This window comes from Micromonospora sp. NPDC018662, assembly GCF_044391475.1.
Taxonomy (GTDB): domain Bacteria; phylum Actinomycetota; class Actinomycetes; order Mycobacteriales; family Micromonosporaceae; genus Micromonospora.
In genome coordinates this window covers 154,407-180,866 of record NZ_JBISAC010000003.1, presented here as the reverse complement: position 1 = coordinate 180,866, position 26,460 = coordinate 154,407, and the positions used below count along the sequence as shown (strand labels likewise).

The following is a 26,460-nucleotide window of genomic DNA, read 5'->3' as shown; positions in this document are numbered from 1 at the left end:
GGTCTCCTGGATCGGATCCGGGCGGAGGGGCAGCGGACCGGCGGTCAGCCGGTCCGGTCGGCGACGAAGGCGGCGAGACGATCCAGGCCGACATTGATCTGGTCGGGCGTGAGCACGCTGTAGGAGAGGCGGAGCTGGTGGAGCCCGCCCGCACCCGCGTAGAAGTGGTGCATCGGGGTCCACAGCACGCCGAAGCGGCTCGCCGAGTACTCCAGGGCCGCCTCGTCGGCCCGGAACGGAACGGTGAGGACGGCGAACATCCCGCCGGTCGGGCTGTTCCAGCTCACCGGCGCCGACCCGGCCGGGAAACGGTGCGCCAGCCCGTCGAGGAGGGTACGGAGGTTGGTGCGGTAGACCTCGGCGGTCGGCGCGCTGGCCCGCTCCATGCTGCACTCGTGTTCCACGAGCAGGCCGCCGATCACCGCCTGCGCGATCGACGAGGTGTTGAGCGTCAGCATGCTCTTGAGCTTGGCGAGTTCGTCGGCGAACGTGCCTGCGCCGGCGACCGGCTGGTCGGCCACGACGTAGCCGATCCGGGCGCCGGCGAACGCGGTCTTGGCGAAGGACCCGATGTACACCACGTTGCCGTGCCGGTCCAACGACCGCAGGGTCGGCGGGCGGGGGCGACCGTCGTGGAACATCGAGTACGGGTTGTCCTCGACCAGCAGCAGGCCCTCCCGCTCGGCGACCCGCAGCAGGCGGCGCCGGGCGGTGACCGGGAGCGTGGCGCCACCGGGATTCGCGAAGTCCGGGATCACGTAGCAGGCCCGCGGGCGTCGTCCCTCCGCCCTGGCCCGCCGCACCTGGACCACCAGGTCGTCCACGTCGAGGCCGTCCGGTCCCTCCCGGACCGGACGCACCTCCATCTCGACCAGGCGGGCCGCACCGCTGAAGCCGACATAGGTCGGACGGCCGGCGAACACCACGTCGCGGGCATCGCGGCGCAACGCCCGCAGCACCAGCACCATGGCCTCCTGGCAGCCGGTGGTGACGACCACGGTGGCGGGATCCACCGTCAGCCCTTCGTCGACCTTCAGGTGCCGCGCCACCAGCTCGGTGATGGTGCCGTTCGTGTTGCCGTACTGGAAGAACGTGCGGTTGACCTGCTCGGGGGTGAAACGACGCCGCTCGACCAGGTACCGGGCGAAGGTGTCCAGATAGCGGTGCAGCAGGGAAAGCTGGAAGTGGCCCTCGTACGGCCGCCCGGCGGCGAACGACACCGCGTCCGGGTAACGGCCGGTGATCTCGTTGAGCAGGGTCATCGACATCAGCACCGGGTCGGTGAGCGAGGCATGCAGGTCCGGCAGGCGCAACCGGTTCCCGGCCGCCGGCGCTGCGGCGTCGAGCAGCCCGGTGTGCCGGTCCGGCACCAGGCTCATGACCCGGCACCGTCCATGGCCTCCACCAGGCTCCGCGGCCGCATGTCGGTCCACAGCTCGGCGATCCGGTCGAGCGCGCTCTGCCGATCGGTGGCCGGCACGCGGACCGTCCAGCCGGCCGGCACCTCCGCGAAGGAGGGCCACAGCGAGTACTGGCCCTCGTCGTTGACCAGGACGAGGAAGGTGCCGTCGGCGTCCTCGAACGGATTCGTCATGCTCGTGCTCCTCACCATCGGCGGAACTGCCAGTGCCCACGGCCAGCCTCAGGTCGGGTGCTGTCAGCGTCCTGACGCCGGGCTGACGACCGTGCCGAGCGCGGACAGGAGCTCGGCCACCACCGGCGCGGGATCGGACACCGGGTGGAAGTGGTCGCCCGAAAAGGCGCGGTGGACCGTGGGGCCGGTGGTGATCAGGGCCCACCCGGTGGCTTCGGCGGCCGTCAGCTCCGGATCGTCCCGCGCGCGGTGGACCGTCACCGGGGCGCGCAGCGACGCCCCGGCCCGCGGCCGGTACGTCTCGACGAGGCGGTAGTCGGCGCGCGCCACCCGCAGCAGCAGGGCACGGAGGCTGTCGTCGTCGAGGACCGGCTGCGGGATCCCGCCGAGTCTGCGCAGTTCCGCCAGGAGCGCCGCGTCGCCGCCGCGGTGGAACCCGGTCGCCCGCACCAGGTGGGGCGCCGGCATCCCGGAGGCGGTCAGCCGTAGCGGTCGGTGCCCGAGCCGCTCCCAGCACAGCGCGGCCTCGAAGGCCACCAGCGCCCCCATGCTGTGCCCGTAGACCGCGAACGGCCGGTCCAGCAGGGGCAGGGCGGCGCGGGCGGCGACCACCGCCAACTGTTCCAGGTCGTCGGCGAGCGGTTCGGTCATCCGGTCGGCGTGGCCCGGATACTGCGCCGTGCACAGCTCGACCTCCGGTGGCAGAAGGGTGTGCCAGGCCCGGTAGGCGGTGGCCGGCCCGCCGCCGTACGGGAAGCACAGCAGCCGCACCCGGGCGGCGGGGCGCGGGTCCGGACACCGCCACCAGGTGCGGGTGTCCGCCGGGCCGGCTGCCGTCGGCTGGGTCATGAGGGCGACCTCCGGAGTCGGGAGAACGGGGACGGGTCAGTCGCGCCGACCGTCCTGCCGTTCCCGGTTCCGGCCGGTCCAGGTCCGTTCGAGGTTGGCGATCAGGTCCGGGCTGTAGAGGCGGTACGACTGTTCCAGGGCGTACTTGGCCATGTACTGACGGAACACCTCCAGTGGCTCCACCCCGAGGTTCAGCACCCGCCGGTTGGCGGCGACCGCCGGATTGTCCAGGTGTTCGGCGGCCCGCCGCACCGCGTCGTCCATCCCGTCGACGGGTGCCGTCTCGTCGCAGAGCAGCGCCGCCTCCGGTTCCCCGACGCGCAGCCGCCGGCCCCAGAAGATCATCTGTCGGCTCAGCCGGCCGCCCATGAGCCCGGCCAGCCTCAGGTTCGCCACCCCGGGCACCAGACCCTCCGCCATCGCCGGCAGGCTGAACCAGGCGTCCTCGGCCGCCACCACCCGGTCGAGGACGGGCAGGATCTGCAGGCCACCGCCGATCGCGAAGGAGTCGACGGCGCCCACCCACGGCTTGTCCGCCGTCGGCCACCACCGGTCACCCGTCCCGTCGTCCTGGTAGAGGCCGCGGACGAACTTGGCGATGTAGCCGAGCTCGCGACGGATCAGGAAGCCGAGCAGCGAGATGCGCCCGTCGTAGAGGTGGGTCAGGTTGATTCCCGCGCTGAACACCCGACGTCCCCGGTACGCGGGATGGGACATGGCGGCGCCGCGCAGCACGCCCACGTGGCTGGCGTCGTCGAGCAGCACCAGGTCGGTCGCCGTCTCCAACGCCTCGACCGCCGCGTCGTCCTCGGCGTTGAGGTAGGCGTCGTTGCACAGTTCCAGATAGGCGATGCCGTCCCGCCGGGTGACCGTCGTCAGCGCCAGGTCCGCCCGGCCGGTCCGGCGGAACTCGGGTGCCGCGGCCGACGCCCGCGACGTCGGCAGGAGCATCGAACGCAGCAGATGCGACCCGGACCGGGGGGAGTCGAGCAGCGCGTGCAGGAACAACCCCTGGTCGATCTCCCAGCCCTCCTTGTGCCGCTGCGCCAGCCGCGCCTCGGTCGCCATCCGCTGACGGTCGGGCACCAGGGCGGGATACCGCTCGGCGGCCAGACAGGTGAGCTGGTCGACGCGCAACTGGCCGGTCAGGCCGTCGGTGAGATCGTCGTAGAGCGCTTCGGCGTGCCGGGCCAGGAAACGGCGGCGCACGTGGCGGGCCCGCCGGTGGAGGGCGTCCACGGCGCGCTGCTGGTCCTCGCCACGCTCGGCACGCGGCGGCAGCACGTCCACGTCGTGGACCATCGCCTCCAGCCAGTCGGTGGTCGACCGCCGGTCGACCGCGAAGTCACCGGTGAGCGCGGGCGGGTCGCCGGTCCAGGTGGCACCGCGACCAGCGGCGACGGGGTTCCGGACATCGGTGGATTGCATAGCGGTCATCCGATCGGTCGTGGGCGTTCAGTGAGCTCCGGCCGGGTGGTGGGTCGCCTGGGAGACGAGTCGCGCGACCTCCGCCAGTGCTGACGGCCGGGCCATGCCGACGTGGTCGGTGTCCACCCAGTGCTCGTCGATGCGACCGTCGACGTACGGTCGCCAGCGCTGCGGGGTCAGCCGCGGGTCGGTGTGGCCGGCGGCGGCTCCGAAGAACTCCAGATCGCCCCGGAACCGGCCGAGGGTGAGCCCCTGCACCAGGCGGACGTTGTTGGCGAAGACAGTGATCATCCGGTCGATGTCGTCCGTGTCGAGGTTGGCCACGGCGCTGCCGGACTCCCGCAGCCGCGCCGTCACCTCGGCCCGTCGCAGCGGCCCCTCGCCCAGCTCCGCGCGGTCGACGTGGGCGGCGTTCAGCAGGATCGCCAGCACCTCCTGCTCGCCGACCTCCCGGTCGTCGGAGTCGGCCACGTCGGGATAGGCGTCGAGAACCGCGAGGAGCCGCACGTCGCCCCCCTCGGCCTGCAACCGGGCGGCTACGGCGTGCGCGACCAGGCCGCCGAAGGACCAGCCGAGCAGCTGGTACGGCCCTTCGGGGGCGACCGCGCGGATCTGGGTCGCGTAGTCTCGCGCCATCTCGTCCACATCGGCGGCGAGCGGCTCGCCCCGGCGCAGGCCGCGCGCCTGGAGCGCGTAGACGGGCTGGTCCCGGTGCAGGTGGCGCAACAGCCCGGTGTAGATCCAGCCGAAGCCACCGGCCGGGTGCACGCAGAACAGCGGCGGCCGGTCGCCCGTGGTCCGCAGCGGCAGCACCACGCCGAGCGGGTCGTGCCCGGCGCCGGCTCCGTCGAGGCGTGCGGTCAGGGCGGCGACCGTGGGCGCCTCGAACAGGTCGCGGACCGCGACGTCGGCACCGAGCACCGCCCGGATCCGGCCGACCAGCCGGGTCGCCAGCATCGAGTGGCCGCCCGCGTCGAAGAAGCCGTCGTCGATGCCGACCCGGGCCACGCCGAGCACCTCGGCGAAGAGCTGGCACAGCACCTCCTCACGCGGGTCACGGGGCAGCCGGCCGGCGCCGGTGGCGGCCCACCCCGGCTCGGGCAGCGCGTCGCGGTCGAGCTTGCCGTTCGGGGTCAGTGGCAGCGCGTCCACCACGACGAAGGCCGCCGGGATCAGGTAGTCGGGCAACCGCTGGGCCAGTTCCCGGTGGAGTTCGGCCGGGTCCGGGCGGGCGTCGCCGGCCGGCACCAGGTAGGCGACCAGCGCCTTCTCTCCCGAGGCGCGGGTGCGCACCACCACGGCGGCCCGGGTGACCGACGGGTACGCGGCGAGTGCCGTCTCCACCTCGCCCGGCTCGATCCGGAAACCGCGGATCTTGACCTGGTCGTCGGTGCGGCCGAGGAACTCCAACACCCCGTCGGCACTCCACCGGGTGAGGTCACCGGTCCGGTACATCCGGGCCCCGGGCTGGTCGAACAGCCCGGCGAACGGGTCCGCCACGAACCGCTCGGCGGTCAGCGCGGGCTGCTCCCAGTAGCCCCGGGCCAGCCCAGCGCCCGCCAGGTACAGCTCACCCGGCACCCCGGGCGGCACCGGCCGCAGCCGCTCATCCAGGACGTAGGTGCGGGTGTTGTCCAACGGGCGGCCGATCGGGACGCTCGCCGGCACCTCGTCCGCTTCCGTGAACCGGTGCCAGGTGCGGCCGAGGGTGGTCTCCGTCGGCCCGTACAGCACCTTCACGACGATGCCCGGGCAGTGCTCGAGCACCCGGCGGACCGCGGTGGGCGACACCACGTCGCCGCCGGTCCAGACCTGGGTCATGCCGGCGAACGCGTCCGGCGCCTCGTCGGCGATGACCCCGAACAGCCCGGCGGTGGCCAGCAGCGAGGTGACCCCCTCGGTGGTGACGACCCGGCGGAGCGCCTCGGCGTCCAGGTCACCGGGAGGAGCGACGACGATGCAGCCGCCGGTCAGCAGCGGACTCCACAGTTCGTAGGTGGAGATGTCGAACGCGTACGGGGAGTGCATCAGGACGCGCCCGGCCGGGCCGCCCTCCCAGCACCGGTCCAGCGCCAGGTCGATGGCGTCGCGGTGGGTGATGCCGATGCCCTTGGGCACGCCGGTCGAGCCGGAGGTGAACATCACGTAGGCGAGCCGGTCCGGGGTGACCGGCAGCGCCGGGTCGTGGTCGGACCCGGCGACCGGGGTCGGCTCACCGTCCACGACCAGGGTCGGCACGCCGGGCGTGGGCAACCGGTCCCGCAGGGCCGGGTCGACGAGCAGCAGCCGCGCGTCGGCGTCCACCATCACCCGCCGCATCCGCTCCGGCGGATGTCCGGTGTGCAGGGGCAGGTAGACGCCGCCGGCCTTGAGCACGGCCAGGGTGGCCACGACCAGGTCCACCGAGCGTTCCTGGAGGACGGCCACCCGGTCCTCGGCGCGGACGCCCGCCGCGATCAGCCGGTGGGCCAGGCGGTTGGCACGCACGTCCAGCTCCCGGTAGGTCAACCGGGTCCGGCCCGCGCGGACCGCGATCGCGTCCGGGGTACGAGCGACCTGCTCGGCGAACCGCCCGGTCAGCGACGCGGCGGAGCGCTGCGGCTGGAACCGGGTGTCGTTCCAGTCGACGAGGATGCGTTCGCGCTCCGCCTCGTCGAGGAGCGGGAGCCGGCCGATCGGCTGGTCGGGATCGGCGACGGCGTGCCCGAGCAGGCGGACGAAGCGGTCGGCCAGGGCGTCGACCGTGCCGCGGTCGAACAGGTCGGTGCGGTACTCCACCATCACGTCGACGCCGGCGGGACCGCCGTCGGCGTCGCGGCGCTCCACCGCGTTGACCGTGAGATCGAACTTGGCGACGCCGAGCCCGACCATCTCCGGGCGGACCTCGACCCCGGGCAGCCGCAGGTCGGCCGACGGAGCGTTCTGCAACGCCAGGAAAACCTGGAACAGGGGGTGACGCGCGAGGGACCGCTCCGGGCGGAGATCCTCCACCAGCTTCTCGAACGGCACGTCCTGATGGGCGTACGCGGCCAGGTCGGTCTCCCGCACCCGGGCCACCAGCTCGCGGAAGGTCGGGTCCCCGGAGGTGTCGGTGCGCAGCACCAGCGTGTTGATGAACAGGCCCACGAGGTCGTCGAGGGCGTCGTCGGTGCGGCCGGCCACCGGGGTGCCGATGGGGATGTCGGTGCCGACCCCCACCCGGGTGAGCAACGCGGCCAGCGCGGCCTGCACCACCATGAACAGGCTCGCGCCACCCTCCCGTGCCAGCGCCGACACGTCCCGGTGCAGGTCGGCGGGGAGCCGACGCAGGATCGCGTCGCCCCGCCGCCCGGCCACTGCCGGCCGGGGACGGTCGGTCGGCAGGTCGAGCTCCTCGGGCGCTCCGGCCAGGGTCCGGTGCCAGAAGTCGTCCTGCTCGCGCATGAGGTCGGTCGGCGCGTCGTCGGTGCCGAGCAGCGCGCGCTGCCAGATCGTGTAGTCCGCGTACTGCACCGGCAGCGCGGACCAGCGGGCGGTCCCTCCCCCGACGCGGGCCGTGTAGGCGGCGCCCAGATCGCGGGTCAGCGGCGCCAGCGACCACCCGTCGGCGGCGATGTGGTGCAGCAGCAGCAGGAGCACGTGCTCGTCCGGGCCGACCTCGAAGAGGGTGGCGCGCAACATCGGGTCGGTGGTCAGGTCGAAGGGCTCCCGCGCCGCCGCGGCGAGCGCGTCGGGCAGCGCGGCCGACGTCGTCCGGTGCACCGGCAGCGCCGGCCTGGCCTCCTCGGGACGCAGGACGTGCTGGTACGGGACGCCGTCGACGTCCCGGAAGACGGTCCGCAGGCTCTCGTGCCGGTCGGTCACGTCGCCGAGCGCGAGGCGCAGTGCCCGCCGGTCGAGCGCCCCGGTGAGCCGCAGGGCCACCGGCAGGTGGTAGCTGGGGTCGGGGCCGCCGAGGCGGCCCAGGAACCACAACCGCCTCTGCGCGAACGACAGCGGCACCCGCTCCGGGCGGTGGACCGGCCGCAGCGCCGGCCGCCGGCCCCGCACCGACCGCTGGAGCACCACGGCGAGCTGCGCCACGGAGGGCGCTTCGAACAGGTCGCGGATCGCCAGTTCCGCGTTCAGCACGGTACGGATCCGGCTGACCAGGCGGGTGGCCAGCAGCGAGTGGCCGCCCAGGCTGAAGAAGTTGTCCTCGACGCCGACCCGCGGAAGGCCGAGGACCTCCGCGAAGAGCGCGACGAGCAGTTCCTCCTCGGGCGAGCCGGGCGGGCGGGCCGCGTCGGAGACCACCGGCGCGGGCAGGGCCGCCCGGTCGAGCTTGCCGTTGCGGGTCAACGGCAGCGCGTCGAGACTGACGAATGCCGACGGGACCATGAACCCGGGCAGCGTGCGGGTCAGCTCCTCGCGCAGTTGCCGCGGGTCGGGCGTGGCGTCCTTGGCCGGCACCAGATAGGCGACCAGCCGCCGGTCCCCCGGGCGGTCCTCGCGGGCCACGACGGCTGCGGCGACCACACCCGGACACCCGGTGAGGGCGGCCTCGATCTCGCCCGCCTCGATCCGGAAGCCCCGGATCTTGAGCTGGTGGTCAGCCCGGCCGACGAACTCCAGCTCACCGGCCGCGGTCCACCGCGCCAGGTCGCCGGTGCGGTACATCCGGCTCCCGGGATCGTCGAAGAGCGCCGCGAAGGGGTCGGCGACGAAGCGTTCCCCGGTCAGCGCCGGCCGGTTGAGGTAGCCCCGGGCGACTCCGGCGCCGGCCAGGTACAGCTCGCCCACCATGCCCGGTACCACCGGGCGCAGGCTCCCGTCCAGCAGGTAGACCCGGTCCCGGTCGACCGGGCGGCCGATCGGCGCAGACGTGGGCCAGGTGGCCGAGGCGACGGGCAGGGTGTGCGTGGTGACCGCGTGGGTCTCGGCGGGACCGTAGACGTTGTGCAGCCGCCGCCCGGGCGCCCGGTCGTGGAAGGCCCGCATCCGCTCGCTCGGCACGAGCGCCTCGCCGCCCTGGAACACGTCGGTGAGTTCGGGCAGCGTGGTGCCCCGCCGTTCGGCCGCCTCGGCGACGGCCTCGATGACGAGGTTGGGCGCGAAGAACTCGTTGACCCGGTGCCGCTCCAGCCAGCCGACCAGGGCATCGGGGTCGCTGCGTACGCCGTCGGTCGGCACCACCAGGGTCCGGCCGGTGACCAGCGGCGCGAGGATCTCCTGCACCGAGAAGTCGAAACCGATCGCGGTGAACTGCGCGGTCCGCACGCCCGGCCCGCCGGGGAATCGCCGGGCGTGCCAGGCCAGCAGGTTGGCAAGGCCCGCCCCGGGCATCACGACCGCCTTGGGCCGACCGGTCGAACCGGAGGTGTAGATGACGTACGCGGGGTTGCCCGCGGCCGGCGGGATGCGGCGCTCCGCGTCGTCGAGGTCGGTGCCGGCGACGTCCCCGTCGGCTTCCGGCCGGACCCGGTCGAGCCGGGCGGGGATGCCCGCGCACGTCCCCGGCACGGTGACCACGCAGACCGGCTCGGCGTCATCGAGCATCCCGCCGATCCGCTCGGCCGGATACTCGGGGTCGACCGGCAGGTAGGCGGCACCCGTCTTGAGGATGGCGAGCAGCGCCACGATCAGCTCGACGCAGCGCGGCAGGGCCAGCGCCACGATCCGTTCCGGTCCCGCGCCGTGGCCGACAAGACGCCGGGCCAGCCGGTTCGCGCGGGCGTTGAGGTCGGCGTAGGTCAGCTCCGCCGCCTCGTGCACCAGCGCCACCGCGTCCGGCGTGCGGGCGGCCTGTCGCTCGAACAGACGGTGCACCCGCTCGTCCCCGCCCGGTGGCCGCCCGGTGGTGTTCCAGTCGAGCAGGAGTCGGCGTCGTTCGGCCGGGTCGAGGACGTCGATCGCGCCGAGCGGAACGTCGGCGTCGGCGGTGACGGCCTCCAGCAGGCGGACGAACCGGGACGCCAGGGCGTCGGCGGTCGTCCGGTCGAACAGGTCGGCGCTGAACTCCAGTGCACCGTCGACGCCGGCCGGCGCACCGTCGGCGTCTCGGCGCTCCACCATGCTCAGGTGCAGGTCGAACTTGGCGATGCCGACCGCGACCGGGGTCGAGGTGGCGCGCAGGCCGGGCAGGTCCAGGTGGCTCTGGCCGTCACTGAGGAAGGCCAGCATGACCTGGAAGAGCGGATGACGGGCCAGGGACCGTTCCGGAGCGAGCCGTTCGACGAGCTTCTCGAACGGCAGATCCTGGTGGGCGTACGCGGCCAGGTCGGATTCGCGCACCCGCTCGACCAGCGCCCGGAAGGTCGGGTCGCCCGAGGTGTCGGTGCGCAGGACCAGCGTGTTGACGAAGAACCCGACCAGGTCGTCGAGGGCGTCGTCGGCCCGCCCGGCGATCGGGCTGCCGATGGGGATGTCCGTGCCCGCCCCGTGCTTGGTGAGCAGCACGGCGAAGGCGGCCTGCAACACCATGAAGACGCTGGCCCGGGTCTGCGTCGCCAGGCCCACGACCTTCCGGTGCAGATCGGTGTCGAGCCGGCACGGCACGGCGTCACCGCGGTGGCTGACGACGGCGGGGCGCGGCCGGTCCACCGGCAGCGACAGCACCTCGGGAATGCCGTCCAGGGCTGCGGTCCAGTGCCTGATCTGGTGGCTGAACCGGCTGTCCGGGTCGTCCTCGGCACCGAGCAGATCGCGCTGCCAGATGGCGTAGTCCGCGTACTGCACGGGCAGCGGCCGCCAGTCGGGGGCGCGACCCGCGCGGCGGGCGGCGTAGGCGGTGGACAGGTCGCGGGCCAACGGCTGCCAGGACCAGCCGTCCCCGGCGATGTGGTGCAGGAGCAGCAGCAGCACGTGCTCCCGCGGCGCCACGGTGAAGAGGGTGGCGCGCAGCGGAAGATCCGTGGCCAGGTCGAAGCCGTGCCGGGCGGCGACGGCGACCTGCTCGTCCACCTCGGCGGCGGTCGTCTCCACCAGGTCCAGGACCGGCCGGGCCAGCTCCGCGGCGACGATGTCCTGGTGGGGCACGCCGTCGATCTCCGGGAACCGGGTGCGTAGCGTCTCGTGCCGCGCGGTGACGTCCCGGAGCGCGGCTTGCAGCGCGGCCCGGTCCAGGTCGCCGGCCAGCCGGAGCCTGAGCGGGATGTGGTAGGTCGGGCGGGGGCCCTCCATGCGGTGCAGGAACCACAGCCGGTACTGCCCGAAGGACAGCGGTGTGCGGGCGGGCCGGGGCCGCGGCGTGAGCGCCGGGCGGGCGCCCTGGGCACCGTCGAGGGTCGCCGCGAGTTCGGCGACGGACGGCGCCTCGAACAGGTCGCGCACGGTCAGCTCGACACCGAGCACGGTGCGGATCCGGCTGAGCAGACGGGTGGCGAGCAGGGAGTGACCGCCGAGATCGAAGAAGCTGCGGTCCACGCCCACCCTCGGCAGGCCGAGGACCTCTTCGAACAGCGAGCCGAGGATCTCCTCGCGCTGGTTGCGCGGCCCCTGCGAGGCGGCCCGGGCGTCCCAGTCGGGGGCGGGCAACGCGGCGCGGTCGAGTTTGCCGTTCGTGGTCACCGGCAGCTCGTCGAGCACCACCACGGCGGCCGGCACCAGGTAGGACGGGAGCAGGCGTCCGGTGTACGCCCGCAGCGTCGCCGGCAGCCCGGACGTGTCGTGGGCACGGACGGGGTCGTTGGCGAACCGGCCCAACGGCCCGCCCAGGTCCCCCGTCGGGCGGTACGCGCCGGTCACCGGCCCGGACCCGCCGAGGGCGAACACCACCTCCAGCCCGCCGTCCTCCCGTTCGCCCGACCAGGTCACGGCCGTCCGGTAGCCGAGGCGGGCGCCGAGTGCCCAGAACTCCTCCGGGTCGACGGCCGGCTCGGGGGGTGGAGCCTCCAGGTGTGCCACGGCCGCGCCGACGTCACCGCGCTCCAGCGCCTGCCGCGCCGCCACCTCGGCGGCGACGCGCGCGTTGGGCACACCGACCACGCGTAGGCGTGCCGGCCGACGCCGGGTCAGCAGGTCGGCGAGTGCCGCCAGGCCGGTGGCGCCGCCGCTGAACCGCAGCGCCTCCTCGGCGGGCTCCCGGGGATGCCCCCCGGCGGGGCCGGTACGCAGGACCACGTCGTACCGGTAGCGGCTCATCTCGTTGTGGTGTCGGCCCCGGCGAGCCTCGACGTCGACCCCGGCGACGGCCGGCATCCGGGCGGCGAAGGCGGCGAAGAAGTCCGGCTCCAGCAGAAGCTCCCGCTCGGTGGCGAGGCTCTGCTCGACCGCCCGGCGCACCGTCGCCGCGTTCGCGAAGCCGTCACCGCGGCGCAGTTCGACAGCCGTACGGAAGGTCCGCAGCAACCGGTGGTCGCGGACGTCGCCCACGAACACGACGCCGCCCGGCGCGAGCAGGTCCACCGCCTTCCCCAGCACCTCGGCGACGTAGTCGGCGCTCGGGAAGTACTGGGCCACCGAGTTCAGCACGACGGTGTCGAAGTAGCCGGTGGGCAGACCGTCCACCACGTCCGCGGCCTGCGCCCGCAACTCGATCCGGTCCGCCAGCTCGGGCCGCTCCGCCAGTTGGCCCCGCAACCGGTCGATCACCGCCGGCGAGATGTCCGTACCCCAGTAGGCTGCGCAGTCGTCAACGAGCGCTGCCATGATCAGGCCGGTGCCGCACCCGATCTCCAGCACCCGTCGCGGGCGCAGCGCCCGGATCCGCTCCACGGTCGCCCGCCGCCACTCCTCCATCTCCCCGACCGGCACGGCAGCGCCCGTGTAGCTGCTGTTCCAGCCGGTGAAGTCGGTGCCGAACCCGCCGGAGACGGTCTCGTAGTGCCGGTCGTAGGTTTCCCGCCACCGGTGCAGTTGGTCCTGCTCCCGCCCCGCGTCCCGGTCCCCGTCGGCGCGGGCCGGGACCACGTAGGCGACCAGCCGCCGGTCCCCGTCCCGGCTGTCGGCGACGACGGCGACCCGGCCGACCGACGGGTGGGTGGCGAGCGCGGCCTCCACCTCGCCGGGCTCGACCCGGTAGCCACGCACCTTGACCTGGTGGTCGGACCGGCCGACGAACTCCAACTGACCGTCGGTCCGCCACCGGGCCAGGTCACCGGTGCGGTACATCCGGGTGCCGGCCGCACCGTACGGATCCGCGACGAACCGCTCGCCGGTGAGGGCCGGACGGTCTCGGTAGCCGCGGGCGACACCATCGCCGGCGAGGTAGAGCTCACCGACCACTCCGGGCGGTGTCGGGGTGAGCGTGGCGTCGAGGACGTAGACCCGGGCGTTGGGGATCGGACGTCCGATCGGCGGGACGACCGCACCCGACAGCGGCGCGCTCATCGTGGCGCAGACCGTCGCCTCGGTGGGACCGTACGCATTGATCATGCGTCTACCTCGGGACCAGCGTTCGACCTGGTCGGGTGGGGTGGCCTCACCGGCGACGACCAGGTCCAGCCCGGCGGGCAGGGCGTCGTCGGGCAGGACCGGGAGCACGGCCGGCGGCAGGGTGACGAAGGTGACCCCGGCGCGGGACAGCAGATCGGCGAGCGCGGGGCCCGGCTGGAGCCGCTCGGCCGGCGCGACCACCAGGGCCGCCCCGGAGAGCAGGGCCAGCGTGAGCTCCCAGAGCGCGGCGTCGAAGCTGATCGAGGCGAACTGGAGCACCCGCCGGCCCGGCCGCAGGCCGAACTCACCGGTCAACGGCGTGAGGTTGGCGACCACGTTGCGGTGCGACACCGGCACGCCCTTGGGCCGGCCGGTCGAACCCGAGGTGTAGATGACGTAGGCCAGGTGCAGCGGATGCAACGCGGCCACCCGCTCGGCGTCGGTCACGTCCGTGTCCCGGAGACCGTCGCCCGGCTCCCGGTCGACCAGCAGGCGGCCCGGCGACGGCGGGAGCAGGTGGGCCAGCGGGCCGACGGATACCACCACGGCGGGGTGCGCGTCCTCGATCAGGTAGGCGATCCGTTCGGCCGGATAGGCCGGGTCGACCGGCAGGTAGGCGCCGCCGGCCTTGAGCACGGCCAGCACCGCGACGACCAGGTCCGGGCCCCGGGGCAGGAAGAGCGCGACCACCTGCTCCGGGCCGACGCCCCGCCGGATCAGCACCCGGGCCAGCCGGTTGGCCCGGGCGTTCAACGTCGCGTAGCTCGTCTCCTCACCCTCGTACACCAGGGCGGTGGCGTCCGGCGTCGCCCTGACCTGCTGCTCGAACACGTCGGGCCAGGTTCCGTCCGGCACCTGCCGACGGGTGTCGTTCCGCTGCCGCACCAAGCGGTCGTGCTCGGCCCCGGTGAGGACGGGTACCTCGCTGATCCGCCGGTCGGGGTCGGCGGTCACCGTCTCCAGCACCCGGGTCAGCCGCGCGCCGAGCGCCTCGATCGTCTCCCGCTCGAACAGGTCGCTGTTGAACTCCCAGTCCCCGTGGATCCGGCGGACCCCGTCGGCGTCGTCGTGTTGCGCGACGGCCAGCGCCAGGTCGAACTTGGCGAACCCGACCGCCACCGGCTCGACCGACGCCGCCACACCGGCGAGCGTGGGTTGCGCCTCGGGCATGCTCTGGAACGCCAGCAGGACCTGGAACAGCGGGTTACGGGCCAGCGACCGCTGCGGGTTCACCGTCTCGACCAGCTTCTCGAACGGCATCTCCTGGTGCGCGTAGGCGGCCAGGTCGACGGCGCGCACGCGCGCGAGGAGTTCCCGGAAGGTCGGGTCGCCGGCGGTGTCCACCCGCAGCACCAGGGTGTTGACGAAGAACCCGACGGCGTCGTCGAGGGCTTCGTCGGTGCGGCCCGCGATCGGACTGCCGATGGGGAGGTCGGTGCCCGCGCCCATCCGGGTCAGCAGCACCGCGAAGGCGGCGTGCAACACCATGAACAGGCTGCTGTCGCCGGCCCTGGCCACCGCCGCCAGACGTTCGACCAGCTCCGGGTCGAGCTGGAACGCAACGGTCCCACCCTGGTGCCGGGCCACCGGCGGGCGGGCGTGGTCGACCGGCAGTGCGAGCCGCTCCGGGCTGTCGGCGAGGGCCCGCGTCCAGTAGGCCAACTGCCGGCCGTAGCGGCTGTCCGGGTCCGCCTCGTCGCCGAGCAGATCGCGCTGCCAGAGCGTGTAGTCGGCGTACTGGACCGGCAGCGGAGCCCAGTCGGGGCGACGCCCCGCCCGCCGCGCCGCGTAGGCCGTGGCCAGGTCACGGGTCAGGGGCGCGAGCGACCAGCCGTCACCGGCGATGTGGTGCAGCAGCAGGAGCAGCACGTGGGTGTCCGGCCCGAGCCGGAACAGCGTGGTGCGCAGCGGAAGGTCACGGGTGACGTCGAACTCGTAGCGGGCGGCGTCGGTCAACTCCTCGGTGATCCGGGCCGCCGACGCGGACACCACCGAGAACACGCACGCCGCCGCCTCGGGGGCGACGACGTGCTGACAGGCCTCGCCGTCCAGGACCGGATAGACCGTACGCAGCACCTCGTGCCGCCGCACCAGGTCGGCGACGGCGGCCCGCAACGCCGGCACGTCCAGCTCACCGACCAGGCGGATGGCGGTCGGAATGTTGTAGACGTGGTTCGGCCCGGCGAGACGGTTCAGGAACCACAGTCGACGCTGGGCGAAGGAGAGGGGGACCCGTTCGGGGCGTGGCTGCGGGCCGAGCGCGGGCCGGGCCCCCTCGGTACGCAGGGGCAGCCGGGCCAGGCCGGCGACCGTCGGCGACTCGAACAGGTCGCGGATGGCCACCTCGACGCCGAGCACGGTACGGATCCGACTGATCAGCCGAGTGGCGAGCAGGGAGTGGCCGCCGAGGTCGAAGAAGCTGTCGTGGACGCCGACCCGGGCGACGCCGAGCACCTCCGCGAAGAGGGCACAGAGGATCTCCTCCTGCGGTGACCGGGGGGTGCCGGACGGGCCGGCGGCGGCGACCGGGTCGGGCAACGCGGCGTGGTCCAGCTTGCCGTTGGGCGTGAGCGGCAGCGTGTCCAGGACCACGAGGGCCGACGGCACCAGGTGCGCGGGGAGCGTACGGGCCAGCCCGGCGCGCACCGCCTCGGTGTCCACCGTGCGGCCGGCGTCCGGCACCAGGTAGGCGACCAGGCGCGGGGCGCCCGGCCGTTCCTCGCGGGGGACCACCGCGACCTGTGCGACCTCCGGTCGGTCCGCGATGGCCTGTTCGATCTCCGCCGGTTCGACCCGGATGCCGCGAATCTTGACCTGGCGGTCGGCCCGGCCGGCGAACTCGAGTTCCCCGTCGGCGGTCCACCGGGCGAGGTCACCGGTGCGGTACATGCGCGCGCCGGGACCGCCGTGCGGGTCGGCGACGAACCGCTCGGCGGTCAGCGTGGGGCGGCGCGGGTAGCCCCGGGCGAGTCCCGCGCCGGCCAGGTACAGCTCCCCGGTCACGCCGGGCGCGGCCGGCCGTAGGAAGCCGTCCAGCACGTAGGCGCGAACGTTGTCGACCGGCCGGCCGATCGGCGCGGACGCCGGCCAGTCGGCCGGATCGGCGGGCAGCACCGTCCCGGTCACCACGTGGGTCTCGGCCGGGCCGTAGTGGTTGTGCAGCCGGCGGCCGGGAACGGCCGCGCAGAAGTCGCGTACCCGCCGGCCCAGCGCCAGCGCCTCACCGGCCTGCACGAGGTGACGCAGGTCGGGCAAGGCCATTCCCTGCTCGACGGCGGCCTCCACCAACGCCTCGATGACCAGGTTCGGCGCGTACAGCTCGTTGACCCGGTGCTCGGCCAGCCAGGCGGCCAGGTCGGCGGCGCTGCGCCGCACCTCGTCGGTGGGCACCGCCAGGGTCCGTCCGTGCAGGAACGCGGACAGGATCTCCTGGGTCGCCACGTCGAAGCTGAGCGCGGCGAACTGGGCCACCGTGGTGCCCGGTCCCCCGGGGATCTCACGCTGGTGCCAGGTCAGCAGGTTGACCAGCGCCGCCCCCGGCATGGCGATGCCCTTCGGCCGGCCGGTGGAGCCCGAGGTGTAGATGACGTAGGCGGGGTGCCGCGAGGTGAGCGGCGCACACCGCTCATCGTCGGTGACGTTGCGGTCGGAGTGGCCCGACACGTCCTCGGCCAACTCCCGCTCGGTCAGCACGAGGATGGGCGCGGCGTCGTCGAGCATGTGGGTGATCCGCTCGACCGGGTAGTCCGGGTCGAGCGGGAGGTAGGCGGCTCCGGACTTCAGCACCGCGAGCACGGCGGCGTACAGGTCGAGCGAGCGGGGCAGCCGCAGCGCCACGACCTGCTCGGGCCCGGCACCGCGCGCGACGAGCAGCCGGGCCAGCCGGTTCGCGCGGGCGTTCAGCTCGGCGTAGGTGAGGCGGTCCGGCCCGAGGACGAGCGCGCTCGCGTCAGGCGTGCGAGCGACCTGCGCCTCGAACAGCTCCGGGAGCGTCCGGTCGGGCAGCTTCCGGTCCGTGCCGCTCCACTCGACCAGGACCCGGTGCCGTTGCTCCGGCAGCGTGACCGGGATGCGGGCCACCGGACGGTCGGGGTCCTCGGCGAAGGCGGCCAGCACACCTCGCAGCCGGTCGAGGAGGGCGGCGGCGTCGTCGTGGGTGATCACGTCGGCGCGATGGTCGAGCCGGAACTGGATCCGCCGCCCGGGAATGGCCAGCAGGCCCAGCGGATAGTGCATGGCGTCGCCGACGTCCAACCGCTCCAGTCGCAGCCCGCGGGCCTCGGCCGCCAGCACGGCGGGGTCGAGCGGATAGTTCTCGAAGACCACCGTGGTGTCGAAGAGCTCCCCGTGGCCGGCGATGCGCTGGACCTCGGCCAACGACAGGTGCCGGTGCTCGATCAGGCCGGACTGCTGCCGCTGGATCCGGTCCAGCAGGTCGGCCAGTGGCTCCGCCGGGCGCAACCGGACACGGACCGGCAGCGTGTTGATGAACATGCCGATGCTGGACTCGATGCCGGGGATCTCCGGCGGCCGGTTCGCCGCGGTCGCGCCGAACACCACGTCGTCGCGGCCCAGAGCGTGGCCGAGCAGCACCGCCCAGGCGCCCTGCACGACCGTGTTCAGGGTGAGGCCACGGGCGCGGGCCGCAGCGGTCACCGCCGTCGAAAGGTCCTCCGCCAGCTCGTACCAGCGCTGGGCGGGGAGCCGGCCAGGGTCCTCGCCGCCCCGGCGTACCGGAGCGACCAGACTCGCCCCGTCCAGGCCGCTCAGGTAGTCGGACCACGCGCTGCGGGCGGCTGCCTGGTCGCGGCCGGCCAGCCACGCCAGGTAGCTGCGGTAGGGCGGGGCGACCGGCAGCCCGGCGTCGTCGCCGCGCTGCCCGTAGAGGGTGAACAGCTCACCGATCAGCAACGGCATCGACCAGCCGTCGAGCAACAGGTGATGGGTGGTCAGCAGGAGCGTGTGGTGCTCGACGTCGAGGGTGACCAGCGCCATGCGCAGAAGCGGCGGGACGCCGGGATCGAACCGCAGGGCGCGGTCCTCCGCGACGAACCGACGCAGCCGCTCGGCACGGTCGGTGGGCGGCAGCCCGGTGAGGTCCACCTCCCGGTACGGCAGCTCGACCTCCTTCGGCACGAACTGCACCGGTTGGTCGAGGTCCTGCTGCCAGAAGCCGACCCGCAGGTTGGGGTGTCGGCGCAGGAGCGCGCGTACGGCCGCCCGCAGATCGGCCACGTCGAGCGGGCCACGAAGGTCGAGGACCATCTGGATGGTGTACGGATCCACCCCGTCCTTCTGGTAGGTGACCTGGAAGAGCAGCCCCTCCTGCAACGGCGCCAGTGGCAGGACGTCCGCCAAACCGGTGCTTCTCATCAGGACACCCTCCACATGGCTTCGAGTCGGTCGAGTTGCGCCTGGCTCATGGAGACCAGCGGCAGGTCGGACGGGGTGTGGCCGCCGACGTCGGGCCGCTCGGCCAACGCCCGTAGCGCCCGGAACCACGTCTGCCCCAGGTCGTGCACGGCGTCGTCGTCGAGCAGGCGTCGCGGCCAACTCCAGACGGCCTGCAGTCGGGGACCGTCGGTGGCGTCGACGGTCAACGCGTTCAGTTCGATGACGTGGGTCAGGGGCAGACCGGGGTCGACACCGTCGCCCAGGGAGTCGGCGTCCGGGGCGGCCGCCCATTCCCCGGCGGCGCCCTCGTCCTGCCGGAACCGTCCCAGGTAGTTGAAGCCGATCTCGGGCGCCGGTAGGGCGGCGAGCCGGGCTCCCGCGACCGGGTCGAGGTGGCGCAGCAGCCCGTAGCCCCGGCCGCCGCCGGGTATCGCCCGGAGCTGCTCCTTGATCCGCTTGACGGCCTGCTCGACGGCGGCACCGCCCGCCAGCGCGTCCCGACGGTCCACCGGACCGAGGTCGAGCCGCGCCGGGTAGATGCTGGTGAACCAGCCGACGGTGCGGGAGAGGTCGACGCCGCCGGGACCGGTGTCGCGGCCGTGGCTCTCCAACTCCAGCAGGACGGCCGCCGAGTCACCGAGCCCGTGCCGCCGACGCCAGTCGGCCACCGCCAGCGTGAACGCCGTCAGCAGGACGTCGTCGACCCGGGCCGCGAACGCCGCGGTCACCCGCGTCAGCAGGGGCTCGGTGACGTCCGGGGGCAGGGTCAGGGTGAGCCGGCCCGCGGTGGCCGCGGTGTCCCGCCCCGGATCCAACGGCCGGCGGGTCACCGGCGCCGAGGGCGGGGTCAGCATGTCGGTCCACCGTTGCAGTTCGGCGGCGCGTTCGGGCCGCTCGGCCTCGGCGACGAGCTGACGCGCCCAGGTGCGGAACGGTGTGGTGGCGGGCGCGAGCCGGACGTCGTCGGCGCCGTTCAGCCAGGCGTCCCGCAGGTCGGGCAGGAGAATGCGCCAGGAGACCGCATCCACCACCAGATGGTGGAGGGTGAGCAGGAGCCGACCCGGGCGGTCCGGCCCCGCGTCGAACCAGACGACCTGACCGAGCGCTCCCGACCAGGGGTCCAGCCGGGCACGGGCGGCCACCGCCTCGGCGGCGACCGACGCCCGCAGTTCCCCGTCGGCCAGCCCGGCCACGTCGACCCGGCGCAACCAACCGGTCACGTCGGCCGCCTCGGGCGCGGGGATGTGCATCCGCCACGACCCGTCGTCGGCCCGGCTGAAGACGGCGCGCAGCACGTCGTGGTGCGCCACCAGCGCCCGCAGCGCGGTGGCCAGTCGCTGCTCACCCAGCCCCGCCGGGACGCGCACCAGCAGTGCCTGGCTGAACCTCTCGATCGGACCACCACGCTCGCGCAGCCAGCACATGACCGGGGTGACCGGCACCTCGCCGGTGGCCTCCTCCCGGGGACGGGTGGGGCCGTCGTCGGCCAGCCGCCGGGCGGTCACGGCGAGCGCGGCCACCGTCTTGTGCTCGAAGACCTGGGCGGCCGAGATCTCCAGCCGGGCGGCGCGGGCGCGGGCGACGAGCTGGATCGCCATGATGCTGTCGCCGCCCAGGTCGAAGAAGCTGTCGTCGATGCCGATGCGGTCCTGCCCCAACACCTGCCCGAACAGGTCGGCCAGCGAGGTCTCGGCGGCCGAGCGCGGGGCACGGTGGGCGGCGGTCGGGGCGAAGTCGGGCACCGGCAGGGCCCTGCGGTCGAGCTTGCCGTTCGTGGTCAGCGGCAGTCGTTCCACGACCACGACGGCGGCCGGGACCATGTAGTCGGGGAGCGTGGCCGACGCGTGTCGCCGCAGCTCCTCGGCCTCGGCCGGGTGGTCCGTCGCCGCCACCACGTAGGCGACGACGCGCTTCTCCCCCGGGCGGTCCTCGCGGACCAGCACGGCGCACTGGGCGACCGAGGGGTGCCGGTCGAGCACCGACTCGATCTCGCCGAGTTCGATCCGGAAGCCACGGACCTTGACCTGGTGGTCGACCCGTCCGAGGAACTCCAGGATCCCGTCGGTACGGCGGCGGACCAGGTCGCCGGTGCGGTACACCCGTGCCCCGGGCGGCCCGAACGGGTCGGCGACGAACCGCTCCGCGGTGGCGCCGGGACGGCTGAGGTAGCCCCGGGCCAGCCCGGCGCCACCGAGGTAGAGCTCCCCGACGACACCCGGTGGCACCAGCCGGAGCGTGGCGTCAAGGACGTGGCAGGTGACGTTGTCGAGCGGACTGCCGATCGGGACCGTGCTCGGCGGCGTCCACGGGGCGCGCATGAAGTGGTGGGTGGCGAAGGTCGTGGCCTCCGTCGGGCCGTAGCCGTCGACGACCAGGGTCCGCGGCGACGCCGCCAGGACCCGGGCGACGGCGGCCGGCGAGACGACGTCGCCGCCGGTCCACACCTCCCGTACCTCCCGGAAGCACTCCGGGCTCTCCTCGGCGAGCAGGTTGAACAGCCCGGAGGTGAGCCAGAGCCCGGTGATCCGGCCCGCCTCGACGACCTGCCGCAGGGCGGCGGTGTCCAGGTCGCCGGGCGGGGCGACGACGACCGTGCCGCCGGAGAGCAGGGGAACCCAGAGCTCGTACTGCGAGGTGTCGAAGGAGTACGGGGAGTGCAGCAGCACCCGCTCCTGGTTGCCGGTCCGCCAGCAGCGGTCGGTCGCCAGCCCCACCACGTCCCGCTGGGTGATGGCGACGCCCTTGGGCAGGCCCGTCGAGCCGGAGGTGTACATCACGTACGCGAGCTGGTCGGGATGGCAGGGGACGGCGGGAACCGGCGCTGGCGACGCGTCCACCGGTTCGTCCACCACGAGGACCTGGGCGGTTCCCGCCCACTCCCGGGATCGGTACCGTTCGTCCAGCGCCCGGTCGGTGAGCAGCACCTGCGCGCCGACGTCCCGGACGATCAGACCCATCCGCGCGGTCGGATACCGGGTGTTGAGCGGCACGTAGTAGCCGCCCGCCCGCACCACCGCGAGCAACGACACCACCAGGTCCACGGCACGTTGCTGGAGCACGGCGACCGCGGACTCGGGACCGACCCCGCGCTCGCCCAGCCGGGCGGCCATGGCGTCGACGCGGGCGTCCAGCTCGGCGTAGCTGAGTGCGACGTCGCCCGCGACCACCGCCGTCGCGGTCGGCGTCCGGCGCACCTGGGCGGCGAAGAGCTCGTCGAGGCCGGCCTCCGGGACAGGGTGGGCGGTGTCGTTCCACTCCCCGAGCAGCTTGCGCCGTTCCGCGTCCGTGACCAGGTCGATCCGCCCGATCGGAAGCTCGGGCGCGGCCACCGCGGCACGCAGCAGCGCGAGCAGTCGGTCGACCAGGGACTGCGCGGTGCCGGGCTCGAACAGGTCGACGTCGAATTCGAGGTCGCCGTCGATGCCGTCCAGCCGGCCGAGGGTGTCCCGGTGGTCGACCAGGTTGAACGTCAGGTCGAACTTCGCCACCCCGAGGCTGAGCGGCTCCCGCCGCACGTCGAGGTCCGCCAGCCGCGTCTCGGCGGTGAAGTCCTGGTAGGACAGCACCACCTGGAACAGCGGGTGCCGTGCCGCCGACCGGGCCGGCCGGAGCCGCTCCACCACCCGGTCGAACGGGACGTCGGAATTCGAGTAGGCGCCCAGGGCGGCCGGCCGCATCCGGGCGAGCAACTCGGCGAAGGGCGGGTTGCCCGAGGTGTCGACGCGCACCACCACCGGGTTGACGAAGAACCCGACCAGGTCGTCGAGGGCCGGATCGGACCGGCCCGCGGTCGGGGAACCGATCGGGATGTCCGTACCGGCACCGAGCCGGGTGAGCAGGGTGGCGAGTGCGGCCTGCAGCACCATGTGCACGGTGGCGCCCCGGGACCGGGCCATCGCGTCCAGGCTGGTGTGCAGTGCCGGCTCGATCCGCACCGGGACCGACCCGCCGCGGTGCCGGGCGATCGGCGGTCGCGGCCGGTCGAAGGGGAGGTCCAGCTGGTCGGGCAGATCCGCCAGGCTTCGACTCCAGTAGTCGAGCTGGCGGCTGGTCAGACTCGCCGGGTCGGTCTCCGCGCCGAGCAGGTCGCGCTGCCAGACCGCGAAGTCCGAGTACTGCACGGGCAGGGGCGCCAGTCGTGGCGGCCGGCCGGCGCGGCGCGCCGCGTAGGCGGTGGACAGGTCGTGCAGGAGCGGACGCAGCGACCAGCCGTCGCCGGCGATGTGGTGCAGCAGCAGGAGCAGAACGTGGTCGCCACTGTCCAGGGTGAACAGGTGCACCCGCACCGGTGCCCCGGCGTCGAGGTCGAAAGGCTCCCGGGCGGCGGCGGTGAGCGCGGCGGGCAGGGCCTGCTCCGTGGTGTCGGTCGCGGTCACCGGCGGCAACGCCCGGTCGGGGGTGAGCAGTTCGGGCCGCGGCCCGTCCGCGCCGTGCCGGTAGACGGTACGCAGGATCTCGTGCCGGGCCAGGACGTCCCGGATCGCCGCGCGCAACGCCGCCGGGTCCAGGTCACCGGTGATCCGCAGTGCGACGGGCATGTTGTACGTGGGGGCGCGGCCCTCGACCTCCCGGAGCAACCACATGCGGTGCTGGGCCGGGGACATGACCGGTTCGGCGCCGTGCGGCCGGGGCGGCAGGGCGGGACGGGCACCCTCGGACCGGCGGGCCAGCCCGGCCAGGGCCCGCGGGGTCGGGTGTTCGAAGAGGTCCTGGACGGTCAGCTCCACCCCCAGCTCGGCACGAATGGCGATGAGCAGGCGGATGACCAGCAGCGAGTGACCGCCGAGGGCGAAGAAGTCGGCTTCCGGCCCGGCCGCCGGCAGGCTGAGGATCCGGGCGAAGAGTCGACACAGCGACGCCTCGAACGGCTCCTCGGGCCGCGAGCCGGTCGCCTCCGGGGCGACGACGGCCGGCGCCGGCAGCGCCGACCGGTCCAGCTTCCCGTTCGCGGTCGTCGGCAGCGTGTCGAGCGTGCTGACGGCGTGGGGAACGAGGTGGGCGGGGAGTTCACGGGCCAGGTGCTCGCGCCACTGCTGGGGGCCGGTGCCGCTGCCGGCGGCGGGGACCACGTACGCCGTCAGTCGCTTGTCCCCGGGACGGTGCTCGTGGACGGCGACGGCGGCCCGGGCGACGTCCGGATGGCCGAGCAGCACCGCCTCGATCTCGCCGAGCTCGATCCGGAAGCCGCGCAGCTTCACCTGCTGGTCGGCCCGACCGACGTAGGCCATCCGATGGTCGGGCAGCCGGCGCACCAGGTCCCCGGTGCGGTACATCCGGGTGCCGGGCGGCCCGAACGGATCGGCCACGAAGCGCCCGGCGGTGAGCGCCGCCCGCGCCAGGTAGCCGCGGGCCAGTCCGGCGCCGGCCACGTACAGCTCGCCCGTGTGGCCCGGTGGCATCGGCCGGAGCGCCCCGTCGAGGACGTAACAGCGCAGGTCGGCCATCGGGGCGCCGATGACGGACCGGCCGCCGTCGGCCGCGTCGGCGGCGGTCAGCGACACGTGGGTCACGTGGACGGTGGTCTCGGTGATCCCATACATGTTCGACAGCACCGGACGGTCGTCGGGGTGCCTGGTGAACCAGTCGCCCAGCCGGGTCGGGTCGAGCGCCTCTCCCCCGAGGATCACGTGCCGCAGGGCGAGGGCGTCGGGGGGCAGCCCACGCTCCCGGTCGGCCCGGACCAGTTCGTAGAAGGCCGACGGCGTCTGGTTGAGCACGGTCACCCGATGCGCCACCAGCAGGTCCAGGAAGGCCAGCGAGGAACGGCTGACCGGGTACGGGACGACGACCAGTTTGCCGCCGTGCAGCAGGGCGCCCCAGATCTCCCAGACCGAGAAGTCGAAGGCGTAGGAGTGGAACAGGGTCCAGACGTCCTCGGCGCAGAACCCGAACCAGCGGCGGGTGGCGGCGAACAGCCGTACCACGTTGCCGTGCGGCACCACCACGCCCTTGGGACGGCCGGTCGAGCCCGAGGTGTAGATCACGTAGGCGGGTTGGCCGGGGTGGACCGCGACCGCCGGGTCGGTGGACGGGTGGGCGGCGGCCGGTTCCTCGTCGAGGGCGACCAGGTGCACGCCCTCCGGGGTCGCCACCGCGTGCCGGGTGGCGGCGACGACGACGACCGGGCCGGCGTCCGAGAGCATGTAGGCGATGCGCTCGACCGGATAGTCCAGGTCGAGCGGCAGGTACGCGGCTCCGGACTTGGTCACGGCGAGCAGCGCGACCAGCAGGTCCACCGAGCGCGCGAGCGCGACGGCGACGGTCTGCTCGGGCCGGACGCCGCGCGCGACCAGCAGGTTCGCGAGTTGGTTGGCGCGGGCGTCGAGCTGCGCGTAGGTGAGGCTGTGGCCCTCGCACACGACCGCGACCGCGTGCGGGGTCCGGGCCACCTGGGCCGCGAAGAGCGCGGCCAGCCCCGTCGTCACGGCGCCGGCCGGCTCGTCCGCGCCCGCGGGTGGTGGCTCCTGATCGCCGGGGCCGAGCAGGTCGAGGCGGCCGGCCGGCAGCTCGGCGTCCGCGCCGGCGAGCCGCGTCACCAGTGCGGTGAACCGGGTGAGGTGCGCGTCGACCTCGTCCCGGCCGAACAGCGCCGGTGCGGCCTCCAGCTCGATGCGGAGGCCACCGTCGCCGGGCTGCTCGTAGATCGAGAACTTCAGGCCCTCCACCGGCCCGGTGGACAGGGGGCGGATCTCGGTCCGGAGGCCGGCGAAGGTGGGCGTCCCGGCGGCGGTCATGATGTTGGCGACCGTGTCGAAGAGGCGCCGGTCGTCGGCCAGCAGCCCGAGCTCCCGCCGCAGGAGGGGATACGGGTACGCCTGGTGGCGCAGCACCGTGGCGGTGGCGCGGCGGGTCTCGACGACGAGGTCGCGCAGCGAGGCCCCGGCGGGTGCCGGCACCCGCACCGGCAGCACGTTGGCCAGCATCGAGGGGGTGTCGCGGGTGACCCGGTCCCGGCGACCGGTCACGGTGAGCCCGAGCACCGCGTCCCGGGTGCCGCCGAGGCGGCCGAGGTAGAGCCCGACCGCCGTCAACGCGACCAGTTGCCAGCCGGTGGCGGCCGAGCGGGCCAACGCGTCCAGGCCCGCCCGGACCGGGTGCGGGAGGACCGCGGTGCCGCGCAGGGCGGCCGGCCCGGCGACCGGGGTCGCGGCGGACCGGCCGGCCACGCCACCGGGGGGCAGGGCGTCGACGTCGACGTTCAGCCAGTGGGCGCGGTCCGCGGCGTAGCGGGGTGACTCCCGATAGGCATGTTCGGCAGCGACCACGGCCGCCAGCTCACCGTCGCCGGACGGGAGGGCCGCACCGTCGTACGCCGTGGCCACGCGCTGGGCGAACAGGCGTACCCCGTAGCCGTCCAGGAGCAGGTGGTGGACGTGGTGGAACCATCGGTGCCGGTCAGGGCCGAGGGTGATCAGCGCCTGGGTGAAGAGCGGCCGGTCGGTCGTCACCGGCAGGGCGGTGGCCAGTTGCCGGGCCATCCACGCCTCGCTGGCGCCCTCCGGATCGGGTTCGGCGCTGACGTCGACGCGGTGCATCGGCCAGTCGCACGCCCCGGCGGCCACGACGTCCTGGCGTACCGTCCCGTCGTCGCGGACATGGATCCGTACTCGCAGCGCCTCGGTGGCCGACACGGCGGCGCGCAACGCCGCCTCGAAGCGGTCGGCGTCGAGCGGGCCGTGCAGGTCCAGGTACTCCGCGCTGCTGTACGCCGGGTTCCGGGGATCCCTGGCCTGCGCGAACCAGATACCGAGCTGGGCCTCGGTGAGTGCCAGCGACGCGTCCTCAGCGACAGGCATTGCCTCTCCTCGTGTCCGAGCCATCGGATCGTGTGGTGCCGCCGGCGGCGGTCCCGCCGTGGTCCG

The 26,460-nt window shown here is 74.0% G+C and carries 6 protein-coding genes; all 6 read right to left on the bottom strand.

All coding sequences use genetic code 11. The features are described 5' to 3' along the window. Positions 1–44: 44 nt before the first annotated feature. A complete protein-coding gene (locus tag ACH495_RS10500; protein ID WP_396858031.1) occupies positions 45–1,268 on the bottom strand; it encodes a PLP-dependent aminotransferase family protein in 1,224 nt (407 codons plus the stop codon). Between the two features lie 107 nt (positions 1,269–1,375). Then, positions 1,376–1,594 carry an MbtH family protein gene (locus tag ACH495_RS10495; protein WP_396857443.1) on the bottom strand — a complete coding sequence of 73 codons (219 nt, stop codon included), beginning with the start codon at positions 1,592–1,594 and terminating at the stop codon, positions 1,376–1,378. Between the two features lie 63 nt (positions 1,595–1,657). Continuing rightward, positions 1,658–2,443: a thioesterase II family protein gene (locus tag ACH495_RS10490; protein WP_396857442.1), complete on the bottom strand. Its 786-nt coding sequence runs from the start codon at positions 2,441–2,443 to the stop codon at positions 1,658–1,660. A 36-nt stretch (positions 2,444–2,479) separates the two neighbouring features. Further along, positions 2,480–3,871 (bottom strand): enoyl-CoA hydratase/isomerase family protein, encoded by a 1,392-nt coding sequence (locus tag ACH495_RS10485; RefSeq protein ID WP_396857441.1) that lies wholly within the window; start codon positions 3,869–3,871, stop codon positions 2,480–2,482. Between the two features lie 27 nt (positions 3,872–3,898). Continuing rightward, complete coding sequence (locus ACH495_RS10480; protein ID WP_396857440.1) at positions 3,899–18,577, bottom strand: amino acid adenylation domain-containing protein; 14,679 nt, start codon at positions 18,575–18,577, stop codon at positions 3,899–3,901. Beyond that, positions 18,577–26,394 (bottom strand): amino acid adenylation domain-containing protein, encoded by a 7,818-nt coding sequence (locus ACH495_RS10475; RefSeq protein WP_396857439.1) that lies wholly within the window; start codon positions 26,392–26,394, stop codon positions 18,577–18,579. The genes ACH495_RS10480 and ACH495_RS10475 overlap by 1 nt, the downstream gene beginning before the upstream one ends. Positions 26,395–26,460 lie beyond the last annotated feature (66 nt).

Excerpts from the sequence above, each read along its gene's own strand:
- ACH495_RS10500 (WP_396858031.1), bottom strand. The coding sequence starts at position 1,268 with ATGTCGATGACCCTGCTCAACGAGATCACCGGCCGTTACCCGGACGCG.
- ACH495_RS10480 (WP_396857440.1), bottom strand. The coding sequence starts at position 18,577 with ATGAGAAGCACCGGTTTGGCGGACGTCCTGCCACTGGCGCCGTTGCAG.
- ACH495_RS10495 (WP_396857443.1), bottom strand. The coding sequence starts at position 1,594 with ATGACGAATCCGTTCGAGGACGCCGACGGCACCTTCCTCGTCCTGGTC.
- ACH495_RS10485 (WP_396857441.1), bottom strand. The coding sequence starts at position 3,871 with ATGCAATCCACCGATGTCCGGAACCCCGTCGCCGCTGGTCGCGGTGCC.
- ACH495_RS10475 (WP_396857439.1), bottom strand. The coding sequence starts at position 26,394 with ATGCCTGTCGCTGAGGACGCGTCGCTGGCACTCACCGAGGCCCAGCTC.
- ACH495_RS10490 (WP_396857442.1), bottom strand. The coding sequence starts at position 2,443 with ATGACCCAGCCGACGGCAGCCGGCCCGGCGGACACCCGCACCTGGTGG.